The 25,802-nt window shown below is 63.4% G+C and carries 27 protein-coding genes and 1 tRNA gene; 18 read left to right on the forward strand and 10 right to left on the reverse strand.

Going from position 1 to position 25,802, the window contains the following annotated elements; genetic code table 11:
- Nucleotides 1-61: 61 nt before the first annotated feature.
- The 4 genes from alaS (at nt 62) to ACR42D_RS15990 (ending at nt 5,392) form a co-directional block, all read left to right on the forward strand.
- The gene (alaS, locus tag ACR42D_RS15975) at nt 62-2,701 is read left to right on the forward strand and encodes an alanine--tRNA ligase (protein WP_484567785.1); all 2,640 of its coding nucleotides are present in this window, start codon (nt 62-64) and stop codon (nt 2,699-2,701) included.
- Between the two features lie 426 nt (nt 2,702-3,127).
- Entirely contained in the window at nt 3,128-3,556 is a 429-nt protein-coding gene (gene rplM, locus ACR42D_RS15980; RefSeq protein WP_484567786.1) for a 50S ribosomal protein L13, read from the forward strand.
- Nucleotides 3,557-3,568: 12 nt separating this feature from the next.
- On the forward strand, nt 3,569-3,958 hold the full coding sequence (gene rpsI, locus ACR42D_RS15985) for a 30S ribosomal protein S9 (protein ID WP_071544789.1): 390 nt from the start codon (nt 3,569-3,571) through the stop codon (nt 3,956-3,958).
- A 171-nt stretch (nt 3,959-4,129) separates the two neighbouring features.
- Nucleotides 4,130-5,392, forward strand: coding sequence for a radical SAM family protein (locus tag ACR42D_RS15990; RefSeq protein ID WP_484567787.1), 1,263 nt, complete (start codon nt 4,130-4,132; stop codon nt 5,390-5,392).
- A 373-nt stretch (nt 5,393-5,765) separates the two neighbouring features.
- Here the strand turns inward: ACR42D_RS15990 and purM are convergent, their stop codons facing one another.
- Nucleotides 5,766-6,827, reverse strand: a complete 1,062-nt coding sequence (purM, locus tag ACR42D_RS15995) for a phosphoribosylformylglycinamidine cyclo-ligase (RefSeq protein WP_484567788.1) — start codon at nt 6,825-6,827, stop codon at nt 5,766-5,768.
- A 151-nt stretch (nt 6,828-6,978) separates the two neighbouring features.
- On the opposite strand from purM, the gene ACR42D_RS16000 reads away from it, so the two are divergent.
- The 9 genes from ACR42D_RS16000 to ACR42D_RS16040 all read left to right on the forward strand — a co-directional run bounded on the left by ACR42D_RS16000 (nt 6,979) and on the right by ACR42D_RS16040 (nt 13,244).
- Nucleotides 6,979-7,347 carry a hypothetical protein gene (locus ACR42D_RS16000; RefSeq protein WP_484567789.1) on the forward strand — a complete coding sequence of 123 codons (369 nt, stop codon included), beginning with the start codon at nt 6,979-6,981 and terminating at the stop codon, nt 7,345-7,347.
- Nucleotides 7,348-7,403: 56 nt separating this feature from the next.
- A complete protein-coding gene (gene amrS, locus ACR42D_RS16005; RefSeq protein WP_484567790.1) occupies nt 7,404-8,423 on the forward strand; it encodes an AmmeMemoRadiSam system radical SAM enzyme in 1,020 nt (339 codons plus the stop codon).
- 195 nt (nt 8,424-8,618) lie between these two features.
- Nucleotides 8,619-8,695: transfer RNA gene (locus ACR42D_RS16010), tRNA-Pro, on the forward strand.
- Nucleotides 8,696-8,778: 83 nt separating this feature from the next.
- Nucleotides 8,779-9,225, forward strand: a complete 447-nt coding sequence (locus ACR42D_RS16015; RefSeq protein ID WP_484567791.1) for a DUF1499 domain-containing protein — start codon at nt 8,779-8,781, stop codon at nt 9,223-9,225.
- Nucleotides 9,226-9,266: 41 nt separating this feature from the next.
- A complete protein-coding gene (locus ACR42D_RS16020; protein WP_484567792.1) occupies nt 9,267-9,680 on the forward strand; it encodes a bacteriohemerythrin in 414 nt (137 codons plus the stop codon).
- Nucleotides 9,681-9,771: 91 nt separating this feature from the next.
- A complete protein-coding gene (locus ACR42D_RS16025; protein ID WP_484567793.1) occupies nt 9,772-10,113 on the forward strand; it encodes a DsrE family protein in 342 nt (113 codons plus the stop codon).
- 344 nt (nt 10,114-10,457) lie between these two features.
- On the forward strand, nt 10,458-11,942 hold the full coding sequence (locus ACR42D_RS16030) for a sodium-dependent transporter (protein ID WP_484567794.1): 1,485 nt from the start codon (nt 10,458-10,460) through the stop codon (nt 11,940-11,942).
- Nucleotides 11,943-11,951: 9 nt separating this feature from the next.
- Nucleotides 11,952-12,053 (forward strand): MetS family NSS transporter small subunit, encoded by a 102-nt coding sequence (locus tag ACR42D_RS16035; protein ID WP_484567795.1) that lies wholly within the window; start codon nt 11,952-11,954, stop codon nt 12,051-12,053.
- A 297-nt stretch (nt 12,054-12,350) separates the two neighbouring features.
- Nucleotides 12,351-13,244, forward strand: a complete 894-nt coding sequence (locus tag ACR42D_RS16040) for a hypothetical protein (RefSeq protein ID WP_484567796.1) — start codon at nt 12,351-12,353, stop codon at nt 13,242-13,244.
- Between the two features lie 225 nt (nt 13,245-13,469).
- On the opposite strand, the gene trhA is transcribed toward ACR42D_RS16040, so the two are convergent.
- From trhA to cbiM, 4 genes are all read right to left on the reverse strand, one after another.
- Nucleotides 13,470-14,111: a PAQR family membrane homeostasis protein TrhA gene (trhA, locus tag ACR42D_RS16045; RefSeq protein ID WP_484567797.1), complete on the reverse strand. Its 642-nt coding sequence runs from the start codon at nt 14,109-14,111 to the stop codon at nt 13,470-13,472.
- Between the two features lie 127 nt (nt 14,112-14,238).
- Nucleotides 14,239-14,691 carry an RrF2 family transcriptional regulator gene (locus tag ACR42D_RS16050; RefSeq protein WP_484567798.1) on the reverse strand — a complete coding sequence of 151 codons (453 nt, stop codon included), beginning with the start codon at nt 14,689-14,691 and terminating at the stop codon, nt 14,239-14,241.
- A 183-nt stretch (nt 14,692-14,874) separates the two neighbouring features.
- Nucleotides 14,875-15,516, reverse strand: coding sequence for a hypothetical protein (locus ACR42D_RS16055; RefSeq protein ID WP_484567799.1), 642 nt, complete (start codon nt 15,514-15,516; stop codon nt 14,875-14,877).
- 41 nt (nt 15,517-15,557) lie between these two features.
- Nucleotides 15,558-16,154, reverse strand: coding sequence for a cobalt transporter CbiM (gene cbiM / locus ACR42D_RS16060; RefSeq protein ID WP_484567800.1), 597 nt, complete (start codon nt 16,152-16,154; stop codon nt 15,558-15,560).
- A gap of 204 nt (nt 16,155-16,358) precedes the next feature.
- Between cbiM and ACR42D_RS16065 the strand changes: the two genes are divergently transcribed.
- The gene (locus ACR42D_RS16065) at nt 16,359-17,606 is read left to right on the forward strand and encodes an HD domain-containing protein (protein WP_484567801.1); all 1,248 of its coding nucleotides are present in this window, start codon (nt 16,359-16,361) and stop codon (nt 17,604-17,606) included.
- A gap of 332 nt (nt 17,607-17,938) precedes the next feature.
- Nucleotides 17,939-18,565 (forward strand): PEP-CTERM sorting domain-containing protein, encoded by a 627-nt coding sequence (locus tag ACR42D_RS16070; protein WP_484567802.1) that lies wholly within the window; start codon nt 17,939-17,941, stop codon nt 18,563-18,565.
- Between the two features lie 72 nt (nt 18,566-18,637).
- On the opposite strand, the gene ACR42D_RS16075 is transcribed toward ACR42D_RS16070, so the two are convergent.
- Nucleotides 18,638-19,561, reverse strand: coding sequence for an ABC transporter substrate-binding protein (locus ACR42D_RS16075; protein ID WP_484567803.1), 924 nt, complete (start codon nt 19,559-19,561; stop codon nt 18,638-18,640).
- A 139-nt stretch (nt 19,562-19,700) separates the two neighbouring features.
- Nucleotides 19,701-21,083, reverse strand: coding sequence for a 23S rRNA (uracil(1939)-C(5))-methyltransferase RlmD (gene rlmD / locus ACR42D_RS16080; protein ID WP_484567804.1), 1,383 nt, complete (start codon nt 21,081-21,083; stop codon nt 19,701-19,703).
- 119 nt (nt 21,084-21,202) lie between these two features.
- Between rlmD and ACR42D_RS16085 the strand changes: the two genes are divergently transcribed.
- Both ACR42D_RS16085 and ACR42D_RS16090 read left to right on the forward strand, forming a co-directional pair.
- The gene (locus ACR42D_RS16085; RefSeq protein ID WP_484568471.1) at nt 21,203-21,511 is read left to right on the forward strand and encodes a hypothetical protein; all 309 of its coding nucleotides are present in this window, start codon (nt 21,203-21,205) and stop codon (nt 21,509-21,511) included.
- Nucleotides 21,508-21,774 (forward strand): hypothetical protein, encoded by a 267-nt coding sequence (locus ACR42D_RS16090; RefSeq protein ID WP_484567805.1) that lies wholly within the window; start codon nt 21,508-21,510, stop codon nt 21,772-21,774. The genes ACR42D_RS16085 and ACR42D_RS16090 overlap by 4 nt, the downstream gene beginning before the upstream one ends.
- Before the next feature lie 4 nt (nt 21,775-21,778).
- On the opposite strand, the gene ACR42D_RS16095 is transcribed toward ACR42D_RS16090, so the two are convergent.
- On the reverse strand, nt 21,779-22,543 hold the full coding sequence (locus tag ACR42D_RS16095) for a DUF3108 domain-containing protein (RefSeq protein WP_484567806.1): 765 nt from the start codon (nt 22,541-22,543) through the stop codon (nt 21,779-21,781).
- A 140-nt stretch (nt 22,544-22,683) separates the two neighbouring features.
- Between ACR42D_RS16095 and ACR42D_RS16100 the strand changes: the two genes are divergently transcribed.
- Nucleotides 22,684-23,175, forward strand: a complete 492-nt coding sequence (locus ACR42D_RS16100; protein WP_484567807.1) for a CBS domain-containing protein — start codon at nt 22,684-22,686, stop codon at nt 23,173-23,175.
- An 89-nt stretch (nt 23,176-23,264) separates the two neighbouring features.
- Here ACR42D_RS16100 and ACR42D_RS16105 read toward each other — a convergent pair whose 3' ends face one another.
- Together ACR42D_RS16105 and pyk are read right to left on the reverse strand one after the other, a co-directional pair.
- On the reverse strand, nt 23,265-24,275 hold the full coding sequence (locus ACR42D_RS16105; RefSeq protein WP_484567808.1) for an HD-GYP domain-containing protein: 1,011 nt from the start codon (nt 24,273-24,275) through the stop codon (nt 23,265-23,267).
- Nucleotides 24,276-24,282: 7 nt separating this feature from the next.
- Entirely contained in the window at nt 24,283-25,725 is a 1,443-nt protein-coding gene (pyk, locus tag ACR42D_RS16110; RefSeq protein WP_484567809.1) for a pyruvate kinase, read from the reverse strand.
- Nucleotides 25,726-25,802 lie beyond the last annotated feature (77 nt).

The following is a 25,802-nucleotide window of genomic DNA, read 5'->3' on the forward strand; positions in this document are numbered from 1 at the left end:
GGCCGCAAGCCACGGGGCGCTTTTATATCGGTAATACCTTTCCCTGGAGAACAACAACACGATGAAAGCCAATGAAATCCGCCAACGCTTCCTTGAGTACTTCGAGAGAAACGGCCACACCATTGTGGAGTCCTCTCCGCTGACGCCCAAGGACGACCCGACCCTGCTCTTCACCAACGCGGGCATGGTCCAGTTCAAGAAGCTCTTCCTGGGCCAGGAAAAGCGCGACTACATCCGCGCCACCACCGCCCAGAAGTGCCTGCGCGTGGGCGGCAAGCACAACGACCTGGAAAACGTGGGCCGCACCGCCCGCCACCACACCTTTTTCGAGATGCTCGGCAACTTCTCCTTCGGCGACTACTTCAAGGAAGACGCCATCCGGTTCTGCTGGGAATTTCTGACCGAGGAGCTCAAGCTCGACAAGAGCCGCCTGTACATCACCATCTACAAGGATGACGACGAGGCGGGCGAGCTGTGGCAGAAGGTCGCCGGGGTCCCGGCCGACCGCATCTACCGGCTCGGCGAAAAGGACAATTTCTGGTCCATGGGCGACACCGGCCCCTGCGGCCCCTGCTCCGAGGTCCACTACGACCAGGGCGAGGAAGTGGGCTGCGGCCCGAGCTGCGGCATCGGCAAGTGCGACTGCGACCGCTACCTCGAGATCTGGAACCTGGTCTTCATGCAGTACGACCAGGCCGAGGACGGCACCCGCACCAACCTGCCCCGGCCTTCCATCGACACCGGCATGGGTCTGGAGCGCATCGCGGCCGTGGCCCAGGGCGTACACTCCAACTACGAGACCGACCTTTTTCAATCCATCATCCGGTACACCGCCGAGCTGGCGGGCGTGAAGTACCGCCAAAGCGAAGAGGTGGACACCGCCCTGCAGGTCATCGCCGACCACTCGCGGGCCATCGCCTTCCTCATCCCTGACCAGGTCCTGCCGTCCAACGAGGGCCGGGGCTACATCCTGCGCCGCCTGATCCGCCGCGCCTACCGCTTCGGCAAGCTCATGGGCCTTGAGGGCTCCTTCCTGTGGAAGACCGCCTCCAAGGTCATCGACGACATGGGCGGCCACTACAAGGAGCTGGAAGAGACCCGCGACTTCATGGTCGAAGTGGTCAAGGGCGAGGAGGAATCCTTTGCCAAGACCCTGGACAAGGGGCTGGAGATGCTCGAGGAGGAGCTGGCCGAGTTGAAGAAAGTAGGTTCCGCCGTCGTGCCCGGGGAGACCACCTTCAAGCTCTACGACACCTACGGATTTCCCATCGACATTGTCCGCGACATCGCCGAACAGCAGGGCATGGGCGTGGACGAGGCCGAGTTCGACAAGTTCATGCAGGAGCAGAAGCAGCGCTCCAAGGCGGCCTGGAAGGGCTCCGGCGAAAAGGACGTCGCCTCCATCTTCCAGACCCTGCTCGAACAGGACGTCACCTCCGAATTCTCCGGCTACGAGACCATGGCCGACCAGTCCGGGATCGCCTACGTGCTCACCCCCGAGGGCGAGGTCGTGGACGAGCTCAAGCAGGGCGAGTCCGGCTGGCTGGTGGCCGAGGTCACCCCGTTCTACGGCGAGTCCGGCGGCCAGGTGGGCGACACCGGGGCCATCGCGGCCTCGGGCGGCAAGGCCGACGTGCTCGACACGGTCAAGCCGTCCCAGAAGCTGACCGCTCACAAGATCGTCGTCACCGAGGGCGCGCTCAAGCCCGGCGAACAGGCGTTCTTCAACGTGGACCGCACCCAGCGGCTGGCCACCATGCGCAACCACACCACCACCCACCTGCTCCACGCCGCCCTGCAGAAGGTGCTCGGCGACCACGCCAAGCAGGCGGGCTCGCTGGTCGGCCCGGACCGGCTGCGCTTCGATTTCACCCACATCAAGGGCCTCTCCCATGAGGAGATCGCCGAGGTCGAGAAGCTGGTCAATCAGGCCATCTTCGACGCCATCCCCGTGACCCGCGAGGTCATGTCCATCGAGGCCGCCCAGGCCAAGGGCGCCACCGCCCTGTTCGGCGAGAAGTACGGCGACACGGTCTCGATCATCGAGGTGCCCGGCGTGTCCATGGAATTCTGCGGCGGTACCCACCTGGACAACACCGGCATTGCCGGGTCCTTCGTGATCACCTCCGAGTCCGGCGTGGCCGCAGGCATCCGGCGCATTGAGGCCGCCACCGGCCACAACGCCGTGGCCTGGCTGAACGAGCGCCGCGAGGCCGTGGCCGAGGCCGGGGCCATGCTCAAGGCCCAGCCCGCCGACCTGCCCGGCAAGGTCAAGGACCTCCAGCAGCAGGTCAAGGACATGCACAAGGAGATGAAATCGCTCCAGGCCAAGCTCGCTTCGGGTGCGGGCCGCGACATGATGACCGAGGTCGAGGAGATCAACGGCGTCAAGGTCCTGGCCGTGGAGCTCGAGGCCCCGAACATGGGCGTCATGCTCGAACAGATGGACGCCCTTCGCTCCAAGCTGCTCTCCGGGATCATCTGCCTCGTCGCCCCGCACGACGACGGCAAGGTCTCCGTGGCCCTGTCCGTGACCAAGGACCTGCACGGCCGATTCAAGGCCGGCGACCTGATCAAACCCGTGGCCGGCGAAGTCGGCGGCGGGGGCGGCGGCCGCCCGGACCTGGCCCGCGCCGGCGGCTCCAACCCGGCGGGCGTCAAGAACGCACTGGCCAAGCTCAAGGAACTGGTCGCCGCGTAACCGGGACGCACGCATATACCGACATATAAGCCCCCGGCGTTTTTCGCTCGGGGGCTTTTTTTGGGAGAGGGGGTGGAAACCGCCTTCGGCGGAGTTATCGGGTGATTTCGCCTCCGGCGGGCAAGGGTTCGCACCCTTGCATCCCATTTTGCGCCTGCGGCGCGTTTTTTCACTGAATACGGAGTGGGTGAAGGCGGTTGCGACGATCGGGTTTACGTAAACAAAATGCTTGTGGCCCGCTCCCATTTCAGGTAAGAACTCTCTCCCGGTCTGTACACCGGCTTAGGAGAACAACCCGTTACAACCCCGTTCTCCCGGGTCCGGCGGCCTGATCGCGCGACCACTCTTATATAGTTGAATTGGGTTGACAGGCGGGCGCAATGCCCGTAAAGGTCCCCTTCTTGAGAATTTGCAAGGAGCATTTTTATGAAGACATATAGCCCGAAGCCGGAAGACGCGAACCGCGAATGGTTCATCGTCGACGCCACGGATAAGATCCTGGGCCGCCTGGCCACCGAGATCACCACCCGTCTGCGCGGCAAGCACAAGCCTGAGTTCGCCCCCCACATGGACATGGGCGATTTCGTGGTGGTCATCAACGCCGACAAGATCAAGGTCACCGGCCAGAAGATGGACGCCAAGATGTACTACAAGCACACCAACCATCCCGGCGGCCTCAAGGAAAAGACTCTCCGCCAGATGTTGGAGATCAAGCCCGAGAACGTCATCACCGCCGCTGTCAAGGGCATGCTGCCCAAGAACAAGCTGGCCGCCCAGCAGCTGAAGAAGCTGAAGGTCTATGCCGGTCCCGAGCACCCGCACGCGGCCCAGGCTCCCAAAACTCTGGATTTCTAATCGGGGATTATCATGAGCGATTTCACCTACGCCACTGGCAAACGTAAGAATGCGATCTCCCGTACCCGCCTCTACGCCGGTACCGGTCAGATCACCGTCAACGGCCGTCCCTTCGAGGACTATTTCCCCCGCAAGACCCTGCAGATGGTTGTCCAGCAGCCCCTGAAGCTGGTCAAGATGCTCGATCGCTTCGACATCAAGGCCAACTGCTCCGGCGGCGGCGTGTCCGGACAGGCCGAGGCCCTGCGCCACGGCATCACCCGCGCCCTCTGCGCCCTGGACCCGGAACTGCGCTCCGTGCTCAAGCCCGCCGGTCTCCTGACCCGCGACGCTCGTAAGAAAGAGCGCAAAAAGTACGGTCTCCGCGGCGCCCGCGCCTCCTTCCAGTTCTCCAAGCGTTAAGCCGAGACTGGGACACCCAGACCTCACAAGGTCGGTATCCGCATGGATGCCGACCTTTTCATGTTGGAACGCGCCGATTTATCCCCGAAAGGCCCGCTCTTGCGGCTAACAGGGGAAAACTCCCATTCAATTCTTGCCCGGACTCCTATTTGTCCCTAGAATGCCCATATTATGCCATCCAAGAAAAAACCGCAGCCGCGCATGCTTTTCGCCTCTCCTGACGGAGAAATTTTCGATCACCCCGACCTGCTCCTGATGGTCCGGCGCGGCGACGAGTTCGGCCTGCCCCGGCCCGACGAGATCATGCCCCTGCCCGACGAGTCCGAATTCTTCATGCTGCCCGGACGCCACGCCATGGGCTACAGCCAGGAGGAAGGCCGGGCCGAGATCATGGAAGAGCTGGCCGTGGCCGCGTTCGTCTGCCCGGCCCACACGGTCACCGGGGTCGCGGCCTACGAGTCCGACGACGACGCGCCGGTCCTGCCCCTGCTTTCCTACGCGGCCATCGGCTACGCCAACGGCAAGTTCTGGGTCTGCGCCAAAAAGGTGGACGAGGACAAACGCCAGGTCTTCACCCATGTCCCGCCCGACCGCATCGAGGCGGGCGCGCACGAGCTGCTCTCCGCGATGCCCGAGAACCGCCTGGTCAACCACCTGGCGGGCTGCGCCCTGACCAGCGGGTGCCCGGCGGCCAAGAACCTGGCGCTGGGCCGGTTCGAATGCCCGCTGCCCACCTCCCAGGCGTGCAACGCCGAGTGCGTGGGCTGCATCTCCTACCAGCCCGAGGAGTCCGGCTTCCCATCCCCGCAATGCCGCATCTCGTTTCGGCCCACGGCGGACGAGATAGCCCAGATCATGCGCCGACACGAGTCGCGCGAACGCCGCCCCATCTTCTCCTTCGGCCAGGGGTGCGAGGGCGAGCCCCTGCTCGAGGCCGAGTTGATCTGCGAGGCGACCACCCAGTACCGCAGCGAGGGCGGCCAGGGCACGGTCAACGTGAACACCAACGGCTCGCGCCACCAGGCCATGCCCGCGCTCAAGATCGCCGGGGTCAACTCCATCCGCGTCAGCCTGAATTCCGCGCGCAAGGGTCCCTACGAGACCTACTACCGGCCCAAGGCCTACTCCTTTGACGACGTGCGCGAAACCATCTGCAAGGCCCACGACGTCGGCCTGTTCGTGTCCCTCAACCTGCTCTTCTTCCCGGGCATCACCGACACCGAAGAGGAATTCGACGCCCTGGTCGAACTGGGCGAGACCTGCCGCTACGACTTCATCCAGCTGCGCAACCTCAACCTCGACCCCGAACTCTACCTCCGCCTCATGGAACCCTTCGGCCACTCCCCGTCCATGGGCTTCAACAACTTCAAAAAGCGCCTGAAAAAAGCCCTCCCCTGGATCGAATACGGCTACTTCAACCCATATTTGGGATAGCCTGGAGGAAGAATGCCTCCGGCGGCCAGAGGGGAAACTTTTGAAAAAGTTTCCCCTCTGGACTCCCCTTCCAAACTTTTTGTGTGCCTTCGGCATGGCCGTGCGCCCACACCAACTGACTTCTTTCACTGAAAATCCTACACTCCCTCCCGTATTCCTATTCATAAGCACGACTTTTCGCGCACTATCGCACGCGCGGATGCGCAAACAAAAAGTTTAGGAAAGAAGAGGGGATGGGGGTCCGGGGGAAGGGGAGAGGGGAACCCTTTTTTCAAAGGGTTCCCCTCTCCCCTTCCCCCGGCCGCCGGAGGCGCACAAAAAAAGGGCCGCTCCTGATGGAGCGGCCCTTTTCTTGTGAACTATACCGCCCAAGCTACGGGAAGACGACCTCGACCTGTTCGGCGGCTTCCTTTCGTTTGGTGATTTCGCCGATGCGGTAGGCTTCGACATCGTCGCGGGCGTCGAGGCGTTCGAGTGCCACGTCGGCGTGTTCCGGGTCGATGATGAGGATGTAGCCGATGGAGCAATTGAAGATCTGGAGCATCTCGGGCCAGGACAGGTCGCCCTGTCCCTTGATCCATTCGAAGACCGGGAGCATGGGCCAGGAGCCGAACTGGATGGAGGCGGCCACGTTTTCGGGCAGCACGCGGGGCACGTTGTCGTAGAACCCGCCGCCGGTGACGTGGACCATGCCCTTGACGGGCAGTGAGGCCAGCAGTTCGAGGACCGGCTTGACGTAAATCTTGGTGGGCTCGATGAGCACCTCGGCCACGGTCTTGTCGGTGCCGGGGAAGGTGGCGTCATGGGCCAGGCCGGATTCGCCGAGGAGCTTGCGCACCAGGGACCAGCCGTTGGAGTGCACGCCCGAGGAGGCCAGACCGATGAGCACGTCGCCGGGAGCGATGTCCTTGCCGGTGACCAGCTTGGGGGTGTCGACCATGCCCACGGCGAAACCGGACAGATCGTATTCGCCGTCCGGGTAGAAGCCGGGCATCTCGGCGGTCTCGCCGCCGAGCAGGGCGCAGGCGGACTGGCGGCAGCCCTCGCACACGCCGGAGACCACCTGGGCGGCCACGCCGGGTTCGAGCTTGCCGGTGGCGAAGTAGTCGAGGAAGAAGAGCGGGGCCGCGCCCTGGACGAGCACGTCGTTGACCGACATGGCCACCAGGTCGATGCCCACGGTGTCGTGGCGGTCGAACATGAAGGCGAGTTTGAGCTTGGTGCCCACGCCGTCGGTTCCGGCCACCAGCATGGGGGCCTCCATGCCCGCGATTTCGGGCTTGAACAGGCCGCCGAAGCCGCCGATGTCCGTGGCCACGCCGGGCGTGAAGGTGGACTTGACCATGTCCTTGATGCGGCGGACGAATTCGTTGCCCGCTTCTATGTCCACACCGGCTTCGGTGTATGCCTGGGATCGCTTGGCGCTCTCGCTCATGGGTCTCTCCTGGTTGGCTTTGGTCGCTTATAGATGGAAGGCGGACCAAGTTCAAGCAACAAGTGCGCGGCCCGCCATTTGCATTGCCAGGGGAGTATTCCGTACCTATAGTATAAGAATGTGGCAGTATCGTAATGCCGAGGAGGAAACCATGCGCCATTTCAGCGTACTAGCCGTGCTGGTCCTGGCCGTTGCCCTTTTGACGCCGACCTTGGGCCTGGCCCAGAACAAGTTCAAGAACGAGGACACGGCCAAAAACCGGCAGACCAACACCTTCGGCACACGGCCCGTGGAGGGCGAGGCGCCGGTGACCACCTTCGGCACCAACGAGGCGGGCGACACGACCATCGACTCGCACCAGCCCAAGCAGGAAGAGGTGGACTGGTACGACAAGGTGATCATCGCCGTGGACCCGGACGTGTCCTGGCCGAACAAGAAGTCCAGCTCCTCCACCACCACGACCACGGATGGCGTGAACACCACCACGTCCACGACGACCACCACGACCACGCAGGAATGACCGGGACCGCCCGCCGGTCCGGCCCTTCTGGAACAAACCAGCCGGGAGGTACGATCATGATCGAAGCGAGACTGTGGAAACCGCTCAGGGACGGCGTGGTGCAATGCCGCCTGTGCAACCATTACTGTACAATCAAGCAGGATAAGCGCGGCCAGTGCGGCGTACGCGAGAACCGCGGCGGCACCCTCTATTCCCTGAACTACGGCAAGGTGGCGGCCATGAACCTCGACCCGGTGGAGAAGAAGCCGCTCTATCATTTCCAGCCGGGCTCCATGACCTTTTCCTTCGCCACCATGGGCTGCAACCTGGCCTGCACCTTCTGCCAGAACTGGTCCCTGTCCCAGCCGCCGCGCGACGGCGCGCCCATCCGAGGCCAGGAGGCCACGCCCGAGGAGCTGGTGGCCGAGGCCGTGCGCCTGGACGCCGCGTCCATCTCCTACACCTACTCGGAGCCGACCATCTTCTTCGAGCTGATGCAGGACACGGCCCGGCTGGCGCACCAGGCCGGACTCAAGAACATCATGGTCTCCAACGGGTTCATGAGCAACGAATGCCTGGACGCGCTGGGTCCCGACATCGACGCCATCAACGTGGACCTCAAGTGCTTCACCGAGGAGTTCTACAAGGACATCTCGGGCGCGCGGCTTGGGCCCGTGCTCGACAACCTGAAGCGGATCAAGCACGAGTTGAAATGGTGGCTCGAGGTAACCACCCTGCTGATTCCGGGCAAGAACGACTCCACCGGGGAACTGGACCGGCTGACCGATTTTCTGGCCAATGAGATCGGTACGGACACGCCGTGGCACATCTCCCGGTTCCATCCCGACTACAAACTGACCGACGCCCCGCCCACGTCCGGCTACTCGCTGGACACGGCCTACACCATGGGCAAGGCCAAGGGGCTCAAGTACGTGTACATCGGCAACATGCCCGGCTCCAACAAGCAGGACACCCTCTGCCCCGGCTGCGGCAGAGAGCTGATCACCCGGACCGGCTTCTCGGCCAGGGTGCAGGGCATCGAAGGCGGCAAATGCCGGGCGTGCGGCCACGCCATCCACGGGATCGACCTCGGCTGACGGCTTGCAAACGAACCGCTTTTTCAGTAGGTATGCACACCTTGCGCGAGCAGCCACTGGCAGCGAGCCTGGTCAGGTGATCGAGGATTTCTCCTGGCAAGGCGCAAGAGAAATTCAGGACCGCCGCGTATCTTAATACGCAAGGGTCTGAATCTCTCGCAGCAACGCAGCCAGGGGGAATCCTCGATCACCTGACGGAGTGTGGCGCAGACTGGTAGCGCGCCTGCTTTGGGAGCAGGATGCCGGGGGTTCAAATCCCTCCACTCCGACCAGCCGATTCAGGCCCCGGGCATTGTCCGGGGCCTTTTTTGCGCAACGCTTGCCATCCAAGGCGTTTCAGAATTATCCTATACATATGAAGTATCTTCTCATCCTCGCCGTGGCGATTCTGGCCGCCCTGTTCGGGCTTTCCCGCATGTCCGCCCGCACCCCGGACCGGATCGGGCCGGTGGACGGACGGCTCATGGGCTGTCCGGGACCGGACAACTGCGTGTCGTCCCGGGCCGAGAGCGCGGACCGGCGCATCGCGCCCCTGGCCGCGGGCGGGCCGGTGGACGAGGTCATGGCCCGGCTGGCCCGGGCCATCGGGGCCATGGACGGGGAGGTGGTTCAAACGCGCGGCAACTACCTGCGGGCCGTGTTCACCAGCCGGTTGTGGCGGTTCCGGGACGACCTGGAGTGCCTTTACGACCAGGAGGCCGGGCAGATCGAGGTGCGCTCCGCGTCCCGGGTCGGCTACTCGGACTTCGGGGTGAACCGCAAGCGGGTGGAACGGCTGCGAGAGATGCTGGCCGGACGGTAGGCCGCTTTCCCCAACACGGGAAATCGGCTATGGAGGCGTATATGCAAGAGATTGAATGGCATGAATCCCACTCGGTGGGCGTCCCCTCCATCGATGAGCAGCACAAGCGGCTCATGGCCCTGACCAACCGGCTCTTCCAGGCCATCATGAACGAGGCCGGAGAAGCGGCCCTGGAAGGCATCCTCAACGAATTGGCCGACTACGTCTCCTACCACTTCACCCACGAGGAGGAACTGCTGCGCAAGTACGGCTATCCCGAGGACCTCCTGACGGAGCACGAGGCCGAGCACAAGGCCCTGACCGACGAGGTACACCGGTACATCGCCCTGTACCGGAAGGATCCCGCCAACCTGGACCTGTCGGTCTACGTCTTCCTGCGCGACTGGACCACCGAACACATGAGCCGGTCCGACTCCGAATATTCCGAATTTCTCGTGGCCCACCACGCCGAATAGCTTCCCGCCCCAGCCCCGGATTGACGCCGCCACGGCCCTCCGGCTACGATCCGTAGACCTGTCCCGGGTCCGCCAATATCAAGGAGCGACCATGTACTGTCTCTACGCATTCAACGGCGAACTGATGTGTTTCGTGCACGTCCTGCTCAACGCGCTGGACATGAAGGAAAAGGGCAAGGAGGCGATCATCGTCTTCGAGGGCTCGGCCGTGACCCTCGTGCCCGCACTGGAAAAACCCGACAATCCGTTCCACGCCCTCTACCAAAAGGCCAAGGATGCCGGGCTGATCGCGGGCGCGTGCAAGGCGTGCTCGTCCAAGCTCGGCGTGCTCGACGCGGTCAAGGGCGCAAACCTGCCCCTGCTCGACGACATGTCCGGCCACCCGTCCATGGCCGCCTACATGGCAAAAAGCTACACCATCCTGACCTTCTAGCCGACCGGTCCGCGCACGCGGCAGGGCCTCCTGCCGCGTGCGGATCGCCAAACGTGTTTTTTTCGGCGATTTTCCCAAAAAACTGATAAAAACTTCACTAATTTCCCGGCAAAATCGAATTTAATCCGGCAAAAACCGGGCGTAGAAGTGGACAGCCGGGGGAAATTATCATACAGACATTTCGCTTTTGATAATTTATCCGTTCGCGGACTAAGGGAAGGGGCGCCCGAAAGGGGTCCCGTTCTCTTTTTCCGCACCCGGGCACAGGGGCGCGCCGCCCTTCCGGCCCACACGGCAAGCCGCGCCGGACCGCGCGGCCCACGCTTAAAAAACGCAGGTGAAATATGGCTCAACGTGAACAATGGGGCTCTCGCGCAGGATTCGTCCTGGCAGCGGTCGGGTCCGCCATCGGTCTGGGGAACATCTGGCGCTTCCCCTACATGGCCTACGAGAACGGCGGCGGCGCTTTTCTCATCCCGTACATCTTCGCCCTGCTGACCGCGGGCATCCCCTTCATGATCCTCGAATTCGGCATGGGCCAGAAGTTCCGGGGTTCCGCGCCCAAGGTCTTCCGCGCGCTCGGCCGGAAATGGGAATGGCTCGGCTGGATGCAGGTCATGGTAGCCCTGGTCATCTCCGTATACTACGTGGCCGTCATCGGCTGGACCATCAACTACACCGGGTTCGCCCTGAACCAGTCCTGGGGAGCCGATCCCAAGGCGTTCTTCTTCGGCGACTACCTGGGCCTGAGCAAATCGCCGCTGGCCCTGGGCGGCATCCGCTGGCCCATCCTGGCCGCCTGCACCCTGGCCTGGGGCATCACCTGGCTGGCCATCACCTCGGGCGTGCGCAAGGGCATCGAGCGGGCCTGCAAGATCCTCATCCCGCTGCTCTTCGTCCTGGTCCTGGTGCTCATCGCCCGCGTGGTCAACCTGCCCGGCGCCATGACCGGCCTGAACTACCTGTTCCACCCCGACTTCTCCAAGCTGGCCGATTTCTCTGTCTGGGCCGACGCCTACGGCCAGATATTCTTCTCCCTGTCCATCGGCTTCTCCATCATGCTCGCCTACTCCAGCTACCTGCCCAAGGACTCGGACATCAACAACAACGCGGCCATGACCGTGTTCATCAACTGCGGCTTCTCCCTGCTTGCGGGCATCATGATCTTCTCCGTGCTCGGCAACATGGCCCACGCCACCGGCCAGGACGTGTCCGACGTGGCCGGCGCGGGCGTCGGCCTGGCCTTCATCACCATCCCGGCGGCCATCAACACCATGCCCGCCCCCGTGTTCGTCGGCACCCTGTTCTTCCTCTGCCTGACCATGGCCGGGGTCAGCTCGCACATCTCCATCGTCGAGGCCGTCAGCTCGTCCTTCATCGACAAGTTCGGCCTGAGCCGCAAGCGGACCGCCACCCTGGTCTGCGGCTTCGGCTTCCTCGCCACCCTGGTCTTCACCACCGGCAGCGGGCTGCTCATCCTCGACATCGTGGACCACTTCATCAACAACCTCTGCATCCTCGGCCTGGCGCTGGCCGAAATCCTGCTCATGAGCTACATCGTCGGTCTCGACGACCTGAACCTGCACGTCAACGCGGTCTCGGACTTCAAGGTCGGGCTCGCCTGGCGGCTCTGCCTCAAGCTCGTCACTGTGGCCGTACTCGGCTACACCTTCGTCATGAACATCGTCACCGACCTGGGCACCCCCTACAGCGGCTACGCGCAGTCCGACCTCGCCCTGCTCGGCTGGTCCCTGCTGCCCGTGGCCTTCGTCCTCGCCCTGGCCCTCAGCCGCCGCGAAGCGACCTACGGCTTCGTCCGCCAAAACTAAGGAGACACCATGACCACATCCGCCATCATCATGCTCTGCATCGGCCTCGGCGTCACCTGGGGCGGCGCCGTCTACTGCATCCGCATGGCCATCAACAACAAGCGCCACTAGACGGCCTTAGGTTCGTACTGAAAAAGGGGGCGGCATCTATGATGCCGCCCCCTTTTTTCACCTCCCCCATCCCCCTTTCCCTCCGAAACTTTTTGGGCCGCTTCGCGGTAAGTGCTCAACCTCGTATCCGTCCGGTTTACGGGCGGTTGCGTTGGGGCGAAGTGTTGACAACCGGGGCGCGGCGCAGGTAGATAATGTATCTGCTCTGGCGCAAAAGGGTCCTTTTGTGCGTATTACTGCATTCCCTTCGGCTTCCGGTCCTCTGTCCGGCGCTTTGCGTCGCCCGTGGAGCTGCCCATGTACCTGAAACGGTACCTCATCACCTTGGCCTTGTACTACCTGCCCTACGCCCTGCTGGTGCGCTGGGTGGACGGCAACGGCGCGCAGGCCAACGAGGCCCATGCGGCGGCCCATGCCATCATGGGCCTGCTCTACGCCGCCATGAGCCTGAACCTGGTGGTCTTCCGGCCCCAGGCGCGGTTCGCCTTTGAGTCCTGGACCCACCGAACCCTGCGCTGGCTCATGTACCTGACCCTGTACATCGCGCTGGCCCTGCTGCCCGCCTTGTTGTTGCTGTCCCACGATTCCGGGATGTTCCGCATCCTTCTGCCGGTGCCGGGTCTGCTCTTTCTGGGCATGCTCTTTTCGCCCGAGGAAAAGAAGAAACCGGACGAGCGAGAAGTGACGAAGGTGCTGGCCGACGACGGTCCCAGGCGGTGGCTGACCTATTTCGGGCTGTATCTAACCGTGCCCTTTGCCGGAGGGCTGCTCATCGCCATGCTGGTCCCCGAGCCGTTCACCCTGCGTGCGCTGACCCTGTTCTCCCTGTCCGTGGTGGGCATGGCCCTGTGGATGCTCTACCGGCTGACCGTGTCCCGGCCCAACATCCGGTTCGCCTCCCTGACGCGCGGCCAGCGCTGGAAGCGGTTCGGGATCCATGCGGCCCTGTACCTGGCCCTGGTTTTCGTCCTGCCCCGCGCGCTCGAAACCCTGTTCGGCTACGGCCCGGCCATGGACACATGGCTCATGCTCCCGCTCCTGGCCTCGGCCGCCTACGGCCCGGACATGCTCAACGTCGCGCTCCGCATCCGCCCCCGAAAACCAAAACCCCGCCCGGAAACCAAAGACGAACGCCTGCAACGCCGCATGCGGGAATTCCGCGCCCAACACCCCCTCACCCCGGACCGCTAGGCACAAAAAAAGCGTCGGGGATACCGACGCCATCCTACCCCCCAACTCCCAAAAGCGTCGGCAGCGCAGCGCCCCGACGCCCCCAGACGCATCAAGACTTTCGAGAGTGGTGTGGCAGTGCGTTTTTCGAGGGCGCGGCTGACCGCAGCGTAGTCCCCCTACGTGAGGATCAGCCGCGCCCTCGGAAAATGTGCTGACGCGCCGCTATCGGAAGCCGCCGCCCCCCTATACGTACCAGTACATGAGGACGTAGTGGCAGGCGCTGCCGCCGATGACGAAGAGGTGGAAGATTTCGTGAAAGCCGAAGCGCCTGGGGAGCGGGTCAGGCCATTTGACGGCGTATATAACCGCGCCCAGGGAGTAGACCAGGCCGCCGGCCACGAGCCAGGCGAGGGAGGCGGGAGACATGGCCTTGGTCAGGGGGTAGATGCCCACCAGGACGAGCCAGCCCATGGCCAGGTAGATGGAGGTGGACAGCCAGCGAGGGGCCGAGAGCCAGAATATCTTCATGACGATGCCGCCGAGGGCGATCCCCCAGACGACCCCGAACAGGGACCAGCCCCAGGGGCCGCGCAACGGAATGAGGCAGATGGGCGTGTAGGTGGCCGCGATGTAGAAAAAGATCATGGAGTGGTCCACCCGGCGCAGGAGGCGGACGCCCCGTTCACCCAGGGGCAGCCAGTGATACAGGGTGGAGGCGGTGTAGAGCAGGATCATGCCCCCGCCGAAGATGGAGAAGGCCACGATGTGCCACGGCAGGGCCGGGCTGGCCGCGCGGGCGATGAGCAGGACCGTGCCGAGCACGGCCAGCGCCGCTGCGATGCAATGGGTCAATCCGCTGACCGGGTCACGAAGCGATAGGATCATAATAGCTCCCTGGCATTGGTGCCAGCTTCACTGTTACACAGTCGCCGGAAGCAAACAAGTGTTTGGCGGGCGGCTTTTCGTGCCGGGCACGAGGGCGCGGCAGCTCGGGGTCGCAGGCCGCGCCGGATCAGAATCCGCCCCGGCTCCAGGGCTCGATGGACGAGTTGGAGCACTGCTCGGCGTCGTCGATCAGGTCGGCCAGGGTGAAGGTGTTCAGCCGGTCGTACATGGCGTCGGCGGCCTCCTGCCACAACCGGCGGGTCAGACATTCCTTGATGCGGGCGCACCCCTTTTCGCCGGTCCGGCACTCCACCAGGGAGCCGTCGCCCTCCAGCGCGTGGACCACCTCGCCGATGGGAATCTCGGAGGCGGGCTTGGCCAGGGAATGGCCGCCCCGGGGCCCGCGCTTGGACTTGACGAAGCCCACGTCCTTGAGCTTGCGGATCAGCTTTTCCAGGTACTTGGCCGAGACGCCCTGGCGGTCGGCGATGTCCTGGATGCGCACCGGCCCCTCCTTCCCGTGCTGGGCGATGTCGAGCATCATGCGCGTGCCGTAGCGGCTGCGTGTGGTCAGTTTCATGAACGACTCCTTTCTGATTGCTATCTAGATACCCGAGCCCTGGTCTCAGACTCACCACTTGGTTTTCCCTGGGATTGTGTACCCGGACAATTCCGAATCTTTCCGTAGGGGAATTAACACAAAAAAAAGGCCGCGACAACAATCGCGACCTTTGGGGTCTGATTTTTTGCAAACCCGTGCGGCTTACGGCCTGCGGCGGCTCTGCATGTAGGCGGCCACGCCGAACAGGCCGAAGATCCAGCCGATGCCGCCGAAGATGTCGACCATGGTCGGGCCGGAATCGTGCAGCTCGGCGAGCATGCGCTTGATGGGCTCCACCTCGCGCTTGACGATGGCGTCCACCTCGGCGGCGGTCAGCGCGCCCGACGCCGGAGCTGCCACGGTGGCAGGCGCTGTTTCGGCCTGGGCCGGGGCAGCGGGAGCGTTTGCCGCCTGGACAGGGTTCTCCTCCACGACCATATCGGACGCGGGCCTGGGAGCATCGGCGAACTCGTCGTAGCGCACGGTCCATTCGGCCTGGTGCCCCTGCCCGGCCTTGAGCAGCAGGCGCAGGTCCATCTTCTGCTCGCGGGCCGCCTCGGGGATGACAAAGGAAAACTTGCCGTCGGTGTCGGTCTCGCCGCTGAGCAGCTTGGCCCCGGTGGCGGCGTCGTAGACCTCCACCACGCCGTCATAGACCCGCTTGGTCCGGCTGTAGCCGCTGTCGGTGACGATGCGGTCGCCGTCGACATAGGCGAAGATGTTCACCTTGTGGGCCTCGGACACGGCGGCCATGCACAGGGTCGCCGCCAGGGCCAGGCAGACGGCGATGATCAGACGATTCATGACAACTCCTCGGGTTGGTCTGGTGAAAATTGCGGGCCGGATCAGCAGCCCAGGACCTCGGGCTTGACCTTGGACAGGAACGAATAGGCGAAGCCGGTGATGACGCCCTCGATGACCATGACCGGCAGGTGGGCGACGAACAGCACCTGGGCCGCCTCCACGAACTCGTCCCCGGACAGGGCAAGGGCCGCCGCGGTCAGGGTGGCGCTGAGCAGCATGGCCAGGAAACCGCAGGCGAACGCCCCGGTGAACCGGCTGCCGACGCCGCGCTGGAGCATGGGCCGGAAGAGGTAATGGCAGAGCACGGCGGGCGCGGCCATGTTGAAGCAGTTGACCCCGAGCACGGTCAGGCCGCCGTACTGAAAGAGCACGGCCTGCAGGGCCAGCCCCACCAGGATGGCCGGGAAGGCCGCCCAGCCCAGGACCACGCCGAGCAGGCCGCCCAGGATGAGGTGGGCGCTGGACGGGCCGATGGGCACGTGGATCAGGGACGCGATGAAAAAGGTGGCGGCCAGGATGGCCACGGACATGATCCGGTCATAGTCGATCTTCTTCAGGCCGATGGCCGTACCGGCCACGGTGAGAGCCGCCCCGCCCGCGAGTACGGGCCAGGATAGAACCCCTTCCGAAATGTGCATAGGACCCGCTCTTGGTCATTGCCGGCAAAGCAACCTCCCGGATTCCGGAAGGATTTCGCTAGCGTGTTAACAATCGAAAATTTGTATACACCCACGGTCCGTTTTTTACAAGCGGTGTTTACGCCCCCTGCCCAGGGCGGGCGTATTGCCATCCCCGGCCCTTTGCGGCACTGTTGGGACGCACGGCAACCAAAGGGAGCGTCCATGTCGGTCATCATTCGAAAGAGCCTGCTCGAACTCATCTTTTCCGGCGCGTTCATGAAACGCTGGAACGACAAGCTGCGGCCCATGGAGCTGGTGGAGGTGGACAAGCAGGGACACAAGATGATCGTGGCCTGGCTGCTCTTTTTGCTCAACTCGCGCGGCATGGACGTGGCCCGCAAGCGGGCGCTCGGCGAGTCGATCATCGAGGGCGGCATCTTCGACTACCTCTACCGGCTGGTCATCACCGACATCAAGCCGCCGGTCTTCTACCGCATCAAGGAGAACGCCGAGGACTACGCCACCCTGACCAACTGGGTGCTCAAGGAGCTGAACCCGCGCATCATGCCGCTGGGCGAGGACTTCATGCGGCGCATGGGCGAGTATCTGATGCACCCCGAGGACAAGGGGCTGGCCCGGCGCATCCTGCACGCCGCCCACCTGTACGCCAGCTACTCGGAGTTCAAGCTGCTCAAGTCCATCAACCGCATGGACCACGAGCTGACCGAAATCGAACAGAGCTTCATCGACCGGCTGGAGGCCATGCGCGACCTTTCCGGCGTGTCCGAGCTGCTCGACGAAGACGGCTCGGTGCTCGGCGGGTTCGCGCGCATGTGCGGGCGGCTGCGCTTTCAGAAGCGCTGGTCCCAGACCCCGCGCGTGCCCGAGACCTCGGTGCTGGGCCACATGTTCATCGTGGCCGCCTATTCGTGGTTCTTTTCCATGGAGGTGGGCGCGTGCCGGGCCCGCAGCCAGAACAACTTCTTCTCCGGCCTGTTCCACGACCTGCCCGAGTTGCTGACCCGGGACATCATCTCCCCGGTCAAGGCGGCCTCGCACGATATCAGCGAGCTGATCCACGAGTACGAGATCCTGGAACTGCACCGGGTGGTCCTCAACCCGCTCAAGCAGGGCGGGTACACGGACATCACCGAGCGGCTGGAATATTTCCTGGGCCTTGAGGTGGGCAGCGAGTTCAAGGCCACCGTGGTCCTGGACGGCGTGATCACCGAGGCCCCGGAGGCCGACCTGGCCGGGAAGTACAACCACGACACCCTGGACCCCAAGGACGGCCCCCTGCTCAAGGTCTCGGACTCCATCGCGGCCTACATCGAGGCCCACACCGCGCTCAAGAACGGCATCTCCTCGGGCCAGCTGCACCACGCCCTGTACCGCATCCAGCAGACCTACAAGGAACGCCCGGTGGTCGCCGGGGTCCAGGTCAGCGCCCTGCTGGCGGATTTCGATTAAAAAGAGAAGACGAAAACCTCGATCGAGGAGGCTTCCTTAGACAGGATAGTAAACGCTTGCCTTAGACCAAGGGGAACTTTTCTATTATCTTGCCTTTTCGTCACGAAGAGTTGTCGAAAGTCTTTACCAGATATCGCCAACATGGTTCGCCTCAAATTATACCAGTAACCAATCTGACACAAAGACAGTATCTCACATCCCGCCAATTTCATTTAAGCTACTTCACCTGCTTAACATACTGATGAATATCATATATACTATTTTCGCCTTCAGAAAAAGCAGCTAGTCGAATACTGACACCATTACTATTTCGTGAGACAAGGAGTTTCCTCATGAACCGCTTGATAATCACAACAGCCTTCTTGATAGCACTATCGATTCCGGCTCAAGCCTATACCGTGATTCATAGTGACACTGATTTTGCCTCGTTTTACACCGCACCTTCAACGAGCCTCTCCTTTGCTACGATGAAGGACGGCACCCAATTCGGCGAAAGCGTAACAACCAGCCCACTCTCTACGGGCCAAAGCACCAACATCTTCGGCGAGCTCTCGTATTCCGTCCGAGAATATGCATTTGACGACGACTGGTGGTTTCGGAGCAACACAGGAGGTAGCGGCATGACATATACAGCCGTTGCCTGGATGGATGGAGCAATCAACGGCGAACAACCTTTCAATTCATGGGATGAACACTACATTGATGTGTTCCATTCCGGAACTAATGGAGCGGCAACACCATTTTCGATGCTCACAAACGTAGGATTCATAGGAATTATCCCTGGTCCAGGGGAAAACCTATTTAAACTACGACCGGTTGGTGTAGAGCGAATATATGATTTTTATGCCGGGTACACCACACTACCTCCCGCTCTCCCAGCCCCCGAGCCGGCTACAGTACTTCTTCTCGGCGTCGGGCTCATCGGGTTGATAAGGGTAGGCAGCAAATACTTAGGCTAACACCCAAAACGGAGCTGAAAGCCGTTTTGAGGCCAGTCGGCCCACCTCACAGTCCAGCCTCCTGCTAAACCGCTACTCGGTCTCGGGCTGCAGCTCCCCGGCGTCGGAGACGAGCTTGACCTTGGTGACGATGCGCTTGGGGACGCGCTTGCCCTCCAGGGCGTCGCAGGCCGTGGTCACGCCGAGGTAGCCTATGCGGTAGGGCTGCTGGATCATGAAGGCATCGATAAGCTTGTCGCGCAGCGCCTGACGGATCTCCGGGGTCTCGTCGAAGACCAGGACGCGCATCCTGTCCGCCAGGTTCAGTTCGCGGAGGGCCTGCACGCAGCCCAGGGATAATTTTTCGGACGAGGCGAAGACCGCCTTGACGTCCGAATGCCGCGTGAGCAGGGCCATGGCGTTGTGGTAGGCGTTGCCGACGCTGACGCCGACGAATCCGGACTGGAACAGTTCAACGTCCGGGGCGCGGGCCACCATGGTTTCGGCAAAGCCCGCTTCCCGGTCCTGGGTGGACCCGTTGTCGTCCGAGTGGCGCAGGAGCAGAACCGGGCCCTTGCCGAGGGTGAGCCCGAGCAGGTATTCCGCGGCCTCCCGACCGGCCGCCCGGTTGTCCGTGGCGATGAAGCTGGTCAGCTTCACCCCTTCCATGGACGAATCGATGCCCAGCACCAGGGTGCCGCGCTGCCGCGCCTCGTTCAGAGCGTCCGCCAGGAAGGTGGTATGGGTCGGCGCGATGACGATGGCGTCGGGCCTGTCCCGCATCTCCTCGGCCAGGATGGCCTGTTGCGCCTTGACGTCCTCATGGAGCAGCGGCCCCCTGAAGACGACCTCGACGCCCCGCTCCTCGCCCGCGTCCATGGCCCCCTGCCTGACCGCCTGCCAATAGGGGGACACTTCCGACTTGGGCACGACCAGCACCTTGAACTCCTCGGCCAGGGCGGCCACGGGGAACGAGCAAAAGAAGACACAGCACAACAGCAGGTTCAGCAGGGGCAATCCCCCGGAAGGAGCGCCGTGTGCGGCGCGGGATTGTCTCAACCTATACCGCATACGTTAACACTGCCTTTTTTTTGTCGTTAAGGCCATTATATTGAGCCCGTTACCTCCAAGCTCCGGCAAGAGAGCCGTTTCCGGCCTATTTCAATTCCAGCAGGGCCACGGTCTCGATGTGGTGGGTGTGCGGGAACATGTCCACGGCGCGGGCGCGCTTGAGCTCGTACTTGTCCGAGAGCCGCTTCACGTCGCGGGCCAGGGTGGCGGGGTCGCAGGACACGGCGATGATCTTCGGCGGGGCCAGCTCCAGAATGGCCCGGGCCGTGTTCTCGTGCAGGCCCGCGCGCGGCGGGTCGATGATCAGCACGTCGTTCTCGGGCAGCGCCTTGAGGTTGGCGACGGTGTCCAGAGTGCCCACCGCGAAGTCGCAATTCTCCAGGCCGTTGAGCTTGGCGCTGGACCACGCCTTGGCCACGGCCTCCTCGCTGATCTCGAAGCCTATGACCCGCTTGACCTTGTCCGCCAGGAAGATGCCGATGGCCCCGATGCCGCAGTAGAGGTCGAGCACGGTCTCAGCGCCGGTGAACCCGCCGAACTCGCGGACCGTGCCGAACAGCTCGCCCGCGCCCGCGGTGTTGGTCTGGAAAAAGGCGTTGGGCCCGATGTGGTAGCGCGCCTGGCGGCCGTCATGCTCGACCATCTCCTCCACCACGCGGGTGCCCAGACGGTAGACAACCTTCTCGCCCGAGGCGGCCAGGGAACGGCGGGCGCGCGAGGAATGGACGAACGAGGTCAGGTCCGGGAAACGGTCCACCAGGGCCTTGCCCAGTTCTTCGGCCCGGGCGTAGAGGCGCGTCTCCTCGTTGGTGATCAGGTGGACCATGGTCTCGTTCAGAGACGTATGGCGGACGACCAAATGCCGCCAGAAGCCGCTGTTCTCCGAGGGATCGAAGGCGGGCAGGCCCGAGGCGCGGGCGAACTCACGGGCCGCGCGCAGGATTTCCACGTCCCGTCCGGCGCAGAGGTGGCACTCCTCGATGTCCAGGACCGGGGCGAGCCCCTTTTCTCCGACCGGAAGATTGGTGCGCAGCCCCAGGTGCAACCCGTCCGGGCGCTGCTCAAAGGCGAATTCCATCTTGTTGCGGTAATTCCAGACGGCGGGCGACGGCGCGGGCGCGTCCATGGCAAACCCTTCCACTCCGCCGATGCGCTTGAGGGCGTTCTCCACCTGGGCCGCCTTCTGGGCCACCTGCTCGCCGTATTCCAAATCCTGCACGGCGCAGCCGCCGCACTGCCCGAAGTGGGGGCATTTCGGCTTCACGCGTCGGCTTGAGGGTGCGACCACCGATTCGAGCTCGGCCTCGGCAAACCGTTTCTTGGCCTTGACCACGCGGGCCGTGACCGTGTCGCCGGGCAACCCGCCCGCCACGAAAACGGCCATGCCGTCCACATGGGCCACGCCCCGGCCGCCAAAGGCCAGAGACTCGATGGAACATTCTATGATTTCGTCTTTCTGCAAGGGCATGGAAGCCTCCTGTGGTTCCGGTATGCCCGCTACAGTGGCACGCCGGGACGCCGTATACAATGATTGGTTGAGGAAAGGGGGTTTGACACGGTTTCGCCCCCCTGTCTATGTTTTACCCCATGCTCGACAAGGCCACCGCCCTGCCCGCCCTTATGCGCAGGCTTGAAAAGCTGCCCCGGGGGCACGCCCTGGACCTGCGCACGTACAAGCGCAACCGCTCGGTGCTCGTCCGGCGCACGGGGGCGGACGCATTCCACGTGGCCGAGGACGGCTTCCGCCAAGAGGACTTCCGGGTCCCGTTCTCCGGCCTGAAAAAACTGCTCAAGACCCTGCTGAAAAGGGAATTCCCCCGCTCGACCAAGATTCGGGTCTACGACCTGGGCGCGGCCGACGGCGAGGACCTGCCCACGGGGCGCAAGGTCATATGATCGACCTCGGCGCGGCCCTGCCCACGGCCCTCTCCCGGCTGGACAAGCTGCCCGACGGCGCGGTCCTGGAACTGCTGACCTTCAAGCGCGACCGGGGCGTGGCCGTGCGCAAGGTCGGCGCGGGCTTCGAGATCCGCGAGTTCGGCTTCCGGGACGAGACCCATGCCGAGGACGGTCCCGGACTCAAGAAGCGGCTCAAGGCCATCCTCAAGCGGGAGTTCCCCCGGTCCAACAAGGTCCACGTCCGGGAACGCAGGCCATAGGGGGCTACCCCCTGGCGGGCGGGTAGTATTCGCGCAGGGTCATGGAGAAGTGGCCCACCGCCACCTTGGACCGGACCTTGACCGGGATGCGCCGCTCGTCGGCCGAGAACCAGACGTACAGCTCGGCCTTCCTGGATTTCTTGAACACGCCGGACAGATGCTTGATGTCCAGGCGCACGCGAAAGGCTTCCACGTCGCCGATGCCGGTCTCCACGGTCTCCCTGTCCTCCACGAACGCCTTGCCCACCACGGACACCTTGCCGTCCGACACGTTGGCGTCGAACACCATGCCCTTGTACAGCCCCTGCTTGCGGAAGGCGAACAGGATGGACATGGGATCGAAGACGTCCACGGGCTGGTCCAGGGTGTGCTGCAGCTTGCCCCGGGCGTAGCGGTAGGACTGGTTGGTCTTCTTGTCGAAGATGAGCTCCACCTTCTTGTGGTAGGAGCCCTCGTTCTGGTCCTTCTTGTAGCGCAGGGCGTAATTCACATCCATGTCGGTCCAGGCCTCCATGGTGTCCCGGACCTTGTAGAAAGTGTCCACCCAGCCCAGGGTCCGGGCCTTGGCGAAAAAGTAGCGGGCGGGCCTGCCGTCCACCTCCGTGTCGTCCAGGCAGAGCAGCTCGGCCCGGCCCGCGTGGATCACGGTCCAGTAGATGTCATAGTAGAGCCTTTCGCCCGGCCCGAAGGGCGGGGACGGATCCTCGGCGGCCCGGACCGGAACGGCCAGGAGCAGCAGCAAAAAGGCGGTCAGGAGAATTTTACGCATACCACATAATCGCCACGAACCGCGCGCAAGTCAAGGAGACCCCGTAACCTCGCCGTTGTAATGGACAAATACCTGCACACGCGTTACGAGGGTGAGAGAAGAGGCCCTGACTCAAGCAAGTTATCGGAGGAATAGCCCCTATGATGCTCAGAAAGCGCGCCTGGGATATGATGCGCGACGAATACCCGACCGTACAGGAAGACGCCAGCCTGGCCGAGGCCATCCGCGTCATGCGCGAGGCCATGGTCGAGGCCCCGGACTCGCAGGTGGTGGTGGTCCAGACCAAGGGCGGCAAGCTCAAGGGAACCATCAATCTCTGGCAGCTGTTCAAGGCGGTCAAGCAGTCCGTGCTCAAGGACGAGAACCTGACCCTGGACGGCGAGGTGGACTGGGACCAGCAGTTCGCCAACGCCTGCCTGATCTGCACCCAGCTGCGGCTCGACGAGTACATCATCCCCAACCCGCCGGTGCTCAGGCCCAACGATCCCATCCTGGTGGTCCTGGACGTGTTCCTCAAGTCCCGTCGCGACTGGGCCCTGGTGGTCGAGGCCGACAAGGTCATGGGCGTTGTCTACGTGACCGACGTGTACCGCGACATGACCCGCGACATGGTCCAGATCTTCAAGAAGTAGTTTTCGCGATTCCCCGAAACGCGCAGGGCCCGCTCCGGATGGAGCGGGCCCTTTATTTGTCGGTAATGTCCCGGCGTGCCGCGCCGGGGCTATTTCATCTTCAGGTCGATGAGCAGGAGCATCTGCAGCGCCTTGGTGATCTCGGAATCGTAGCGCGGGTCCTGGGCCAGGGCGTTGGCCGCCTGCACAGGGCTCATGGCCTCGGCGTAGGGCCGCTTGGTGATCATGGCGCAGAAGGAGTCGGCCACGGCGGTCAGCCGCCCCGGGAACTCCTGCTTGACCGACTTCAGCGGATAGCCCGATCCGTTCACCCGCTCATGGTGCTCGGTCACGCACTGGTCCATCTCGGCGTAACGCAGGCCGAGCTTGCCGAGCATCTCGAAGCCCACCTTGGTGTGGGCGTTGATCTTGTTGCGCTCGTCGCCGGTCAACGGCTTGTCCTTGGTGCGCAGGAAGGCGGGCACCTTGGCCATGCCCAGGTCGTGCAGGAAGAGCCCGGCCAGGACGCGATCAAAGGTGGCCCGTTTGACCCCGTCGGCGAACCCCTTCTCCTTGATCTTGCCCCACAGGGCCAGGCCGAGGAAGCCGGTGTTCATGGAGTGGTTCTCCAGGGTGTGCTCGCGATGCAGCCGCCGGACCAGCGCGCGGGCGCGGCGGATGTCCGCGTAGAGGTATTCGGACAAAACCATGAGGTCCACCCAGAGCTTGTCGAAGACCGCTTTCACGGGCTGCTCGAAAAACTCGGCCAGCCTGCGGGTCAGGGCCTGGGTGAAGATGTCCGCGATCTCCTTTTCCTTGAGATTCTTGTCCACCAGGACCAGGTCGAGCTGGAAGCTGATGTGCTTGACGTAGACCGGATGGTCTTCGCGGGAGACGAAGACCAGCCCCTCATTAGTCAGTCCGGCCAGTTCCTCCACCTGGTCGTTGGAAAGCCTGCCGCCCACCTTGTAGTAGGGCACCACCCGGGCGACATCCTCCTTGAAGGTGAAGATGTTCAGGGGGGGCCGGTATTTGTTGAAGCTGCCCAGGATATCTTGGCTGACCTGGTAATACTCCTCGTTGAGTCCGTCGGGAATGTCGTGCTTCTGGTCGGCTCGCATCTCTGGGCTAATCCTCTTCCTTGCTCAGTTTCTCGTACAGCTTGACCACGTTGGTCTGGGTGGCGGATTTGCCCTGCTCGGGCTGGCCCGCCGTGATGATGACGATGTCCCCTTCCGTGAACTCGGCGCACTGCCGGACAAAGACCTCGGCGCGCTCCTGATGGTCATGGATGACGTCCAGGGGTATGGCAGGGATAACCCCCCAGGACAAATTTGTGAAGTGCCTGACCACACGGTCGGACGACAGGGCGTAGACCGACTGCCTGGGCCTGCACGACGAGAGCAGCCGCGAGGTGGCGCCGGAAGTGGAGTGGCAGACGATGGCCCGGGCGTTGGTCTTGCCCGCCAGCATGGCCGCGGCATAGGCCAGGAAGGTCGAGGGGTTGTCCCTGGCCCCGCCCCGGTCCAGCTCCTCGGGCCCGGACTCGAACATGAAGGCCTCGATCTGGTAGGCGATCTTGCGCATGAACCGGACGGTCTCGCCCGGGTAGTTGCCGATGGCCGTTTCCTCGGAGAGCATGACGCAGTCCGCGCCGTCCAGGATGGCGTTGGCCACGTCCGTGGTCTCGGCCCGGGTGGCCATGGGCGAGTTGACCATGGAGAGCAGCATCTGGGTGGCCACGATGACCGGCTTACCCGCCTGGTTGCACTGTTTGATGATCCGCTTCTGGGCCACGGGCAGCTCGGCCAGGTCCAGTTCCAGGCCGAGATCGCCGCGCGCCACCATGATGCCGTCGGCCTCGGCTATGATCTCGTCCAGGCAGTCCAGGGCCGCGGTGCGCTCGAGCTTGGCCACGATGGGCAGGGGCTTGCCGTGTGTGAGCATCTCCTTGCGCAGATGGCGGATGTCCTCGGCCTTCTGCACGAAGCTCATGGCCACCACGTCCACGCCCAGTTCCAGGCCGATGACCAGGTCCGCCTTGTCCTTATCGGTCAGCGGGGCCAGCGGGGTCTTGGTGCCCGGAAAGGTGATGCCCTTGCGCGGCGGACACATGCCCGAATTGGTGGCCTTGAGGCGGATGAGGTTCTCGCCCTCGATCTTGACCACGTTGAAGCGAATCATGCCGTCGGACAGGGCCACGGGGTCGCCGACCTTCACGCCGTGGAACATCTCGGGGATGTCCAGGCAGATGAACGGCTCCTTCACGCCGTCGGCCTTGTCCGGGGTGCCGAGCAAAACCTCGGTCCCCTTGGTGACCTCGATGGCCCCCAGCCCCACGTCGCAGGTGCGGATCTTGGGGCCGGACAAGTCCTGGAGCACGGTCAGGGTCAGGCCGGTCTCCTTCTCCAGCCGGCGGATGATCTCGACCATCGTGGCGAAGAACTCCTTGCCGCCGTGGGAGAAATTGAGCCGGAAGATCTTGGCCCCGGACTCGACCAGCTCCTTGACCGCCTCGTAGGTATCGGTGCCAGGGCCGAGGGTGGCGATGATCTTGATATGCCTGTCCATGACAGCCTCCCCGCCCCGGCCCGCGCCTTGTGGGCGTCCCTGCCGGAGCTTGTCTTGTGTTTTGAATTTACAGAACA

Source organism: Pseudodesulfovibrio sp. lm2024, from assembly GCF_051175575.1.
In the GTDB taxonomy this organism is placed as follows: domain Bacteria; phylum Desulfobacterota; class Desulfovibrionia; order Desulfovibrionales; family Desulfovibrionaceae; genus Pseudodesulfovibrio; species Pseudodesulfovibrio caledoniensis.

Bases quoted from the DNA above. Each gene is read 5' to 3' on its own strand.
- alaS (WP_484567785.1), top strand. From the start codon at position 62: ATGAAAGCCAATGAAATCCGCCAACGCTTCCTTGAGTACTTCGAGAGA.
- rplM (WP_484567786.1), top strand. From the start codon at position 3,128: ATGAAGACATATAGCCCGAAGCCGGAAGACGCGAACCGCGAATGGTTC.
- rpsI (WP_071544789.1), top strand. From the start codon at position 3,569: ATGAGCGATTTCACCTACGCCACTGGCAAACGTAAGAATGCGATCTCC.
- ACR42D_RS15990 (WP_484567787.1), top strand. From the start codon at position 4,130: ATGCCATCCAAGAAAAAACCGCAGCCGCGCATGCTTTTCGCCTCTCCT.
- purM (WP_484567788.1), bottom strand. From the start codon at position 6,827: ATGAGCGAGAGCGCCAAGCGATCCCAGGCATACACCGAAGCCGGTGTG.
- ACR42D_RS16000 (WP_484567789.1), top strand. From the start codon at position 6,979: ATGCGCCATTTCAGCGTACTAGCCGTGCTGGTCCTGGCCGTTGCCCTT.
- amrS (WP_484567790.1), top strand. From the start codon at position 7,404: ATGATCGAAGCGAGACTGTGGAAACCGCTCAGGGACGGCGTGGTGCAA.
- ACR42D_RS16015 (WP_484567791.1), top strand. From the start codon at position 8,779: ATGAAGTATCTTCTCATCCTCGCCGTGGCGATTCTGGCCGCCCTGTTC.
- ACR42D_RS16020 (WP_484567792.1), top strand. From the start codon at position 9,267: ATGCAAGAGATTGAATGGCATGAATCCCACTCGGTGGGCGTCCCCTCC.
- ACR42D_RS16025 (WP_484567793.1), top strand. From the start codon at position 9,772: ATGTACTGTCTCTACGCATTCAACGGCGAACTGATGTGTTTCGTGCAC.
- ACR42D_RS16030 (WP_484567794.1), top strand. From the start codon at position 10,458: ATGGCTCAACGTGAACAATGGGGCTCTCGCGCAGGATTCGTCCTGGCA.
- ACR42D_RS16035 (WP_484567795.1), top strand. From the start codon at position 11,952: ATGACCACATCCGCCATCATCATGCTCTGCATCGGCCTCGGCGTCACC.
- ACR42D_RS16040 (WP_484567796.1), top strand. From the start codon at position 12,351: ATGTACCTGAAACGGTACCTCATCACCTTGGCCTTGTACTACCTGCCC.
- trhA (WP_484567797.1), bottom strand. From the start codon at position 14,111: ATGATCCTATCGCTTCGTGACCCGGTCAGCGGATTGACCCATTGCATC.
- ACR42D_RS16050 (WP_484567798.1), bottom strand. From the start codon at position 14,691: ATGAAACTGACCACACGCAGCCGCTACGGCACGCGCATGATGCTCGAC.
- ACR42D_RS16055 (WP_484567799.1), bottom strand. From the start codon at position 15,516: ATGAATCGTCTGATCATCGCCGTCTGCCTGGCCCTGGCGGCGACCCTG.
- cbiM (WP_484567800.1), bottom strand. From the start codon at position 16,154: ATGCACATTTCGGAAGGGGTTCTATCCTGGCCCGTACTCGCGGGCGGG.
- ACR42D_RS16065 (WP_484567801.1), top strand. From the start codon at position 16,359: ATGTCGGTCATCATTCGAAAGAGCCTGCTCGAACTCATCTTTTCCGGC.
- ACR42D_RS16070 (WP_484567802.1), top strand. From the start codon at position 17,939: ATGAACCGCTTGATAATCACAACAGCCTTCTTGATAGCACTATCGATT.
- rlmD (WP_484567804.1), bottom strand. From the start codon at position 21,083: ATGCCCTTGCAGAAAGACGAAATCATAGAATGTTCCATCGAGTCTCTG.
- ACR42D_RS16085 (WP_484568471.1), top strand. From the start codon at position 21,203: ATGCTCGACAAGGCCACCGCCCTGCCCGCCCTTATGCGCAGGCTTGAA.
- ACR42D_RS16090 (WP_484567805.1), top strand. From the start codon at position 21,508: ATGATCGACCTCGGCGCGGCCCTGCCCACGGCCCTCTCCCGGCTGGAC.
- ACR42D_RS16095 (WP_484567806.1), bottom strand. From the start codon at position 22,543: ATGCGTAAAATTCTCCTGACCGCCTTTTTGCTGCTGCTCCTGGCCGTT.
- ACR42D_RS16100 (WP_484567807.1), top strand. From the start codon at position 22,684: ATGATGCTCAGAAAGCGCGCCTGGGATATGATGCGCGACGAATACCCG.
- ACR42D_RS16105 (WP_484567808.1), bottom strand. From the start codon at position 24,275: ATGCGAGCCGACCAGAAGCACGACATTCCCGACGGACTCAACGAGGAG.
- pyk (WP_484567809.1), bottom strand. From the start codon at position 25,725: ATGGACAGGCATATCAAGATCATCGCCACCCTCGGCCCTGGCACCGAT.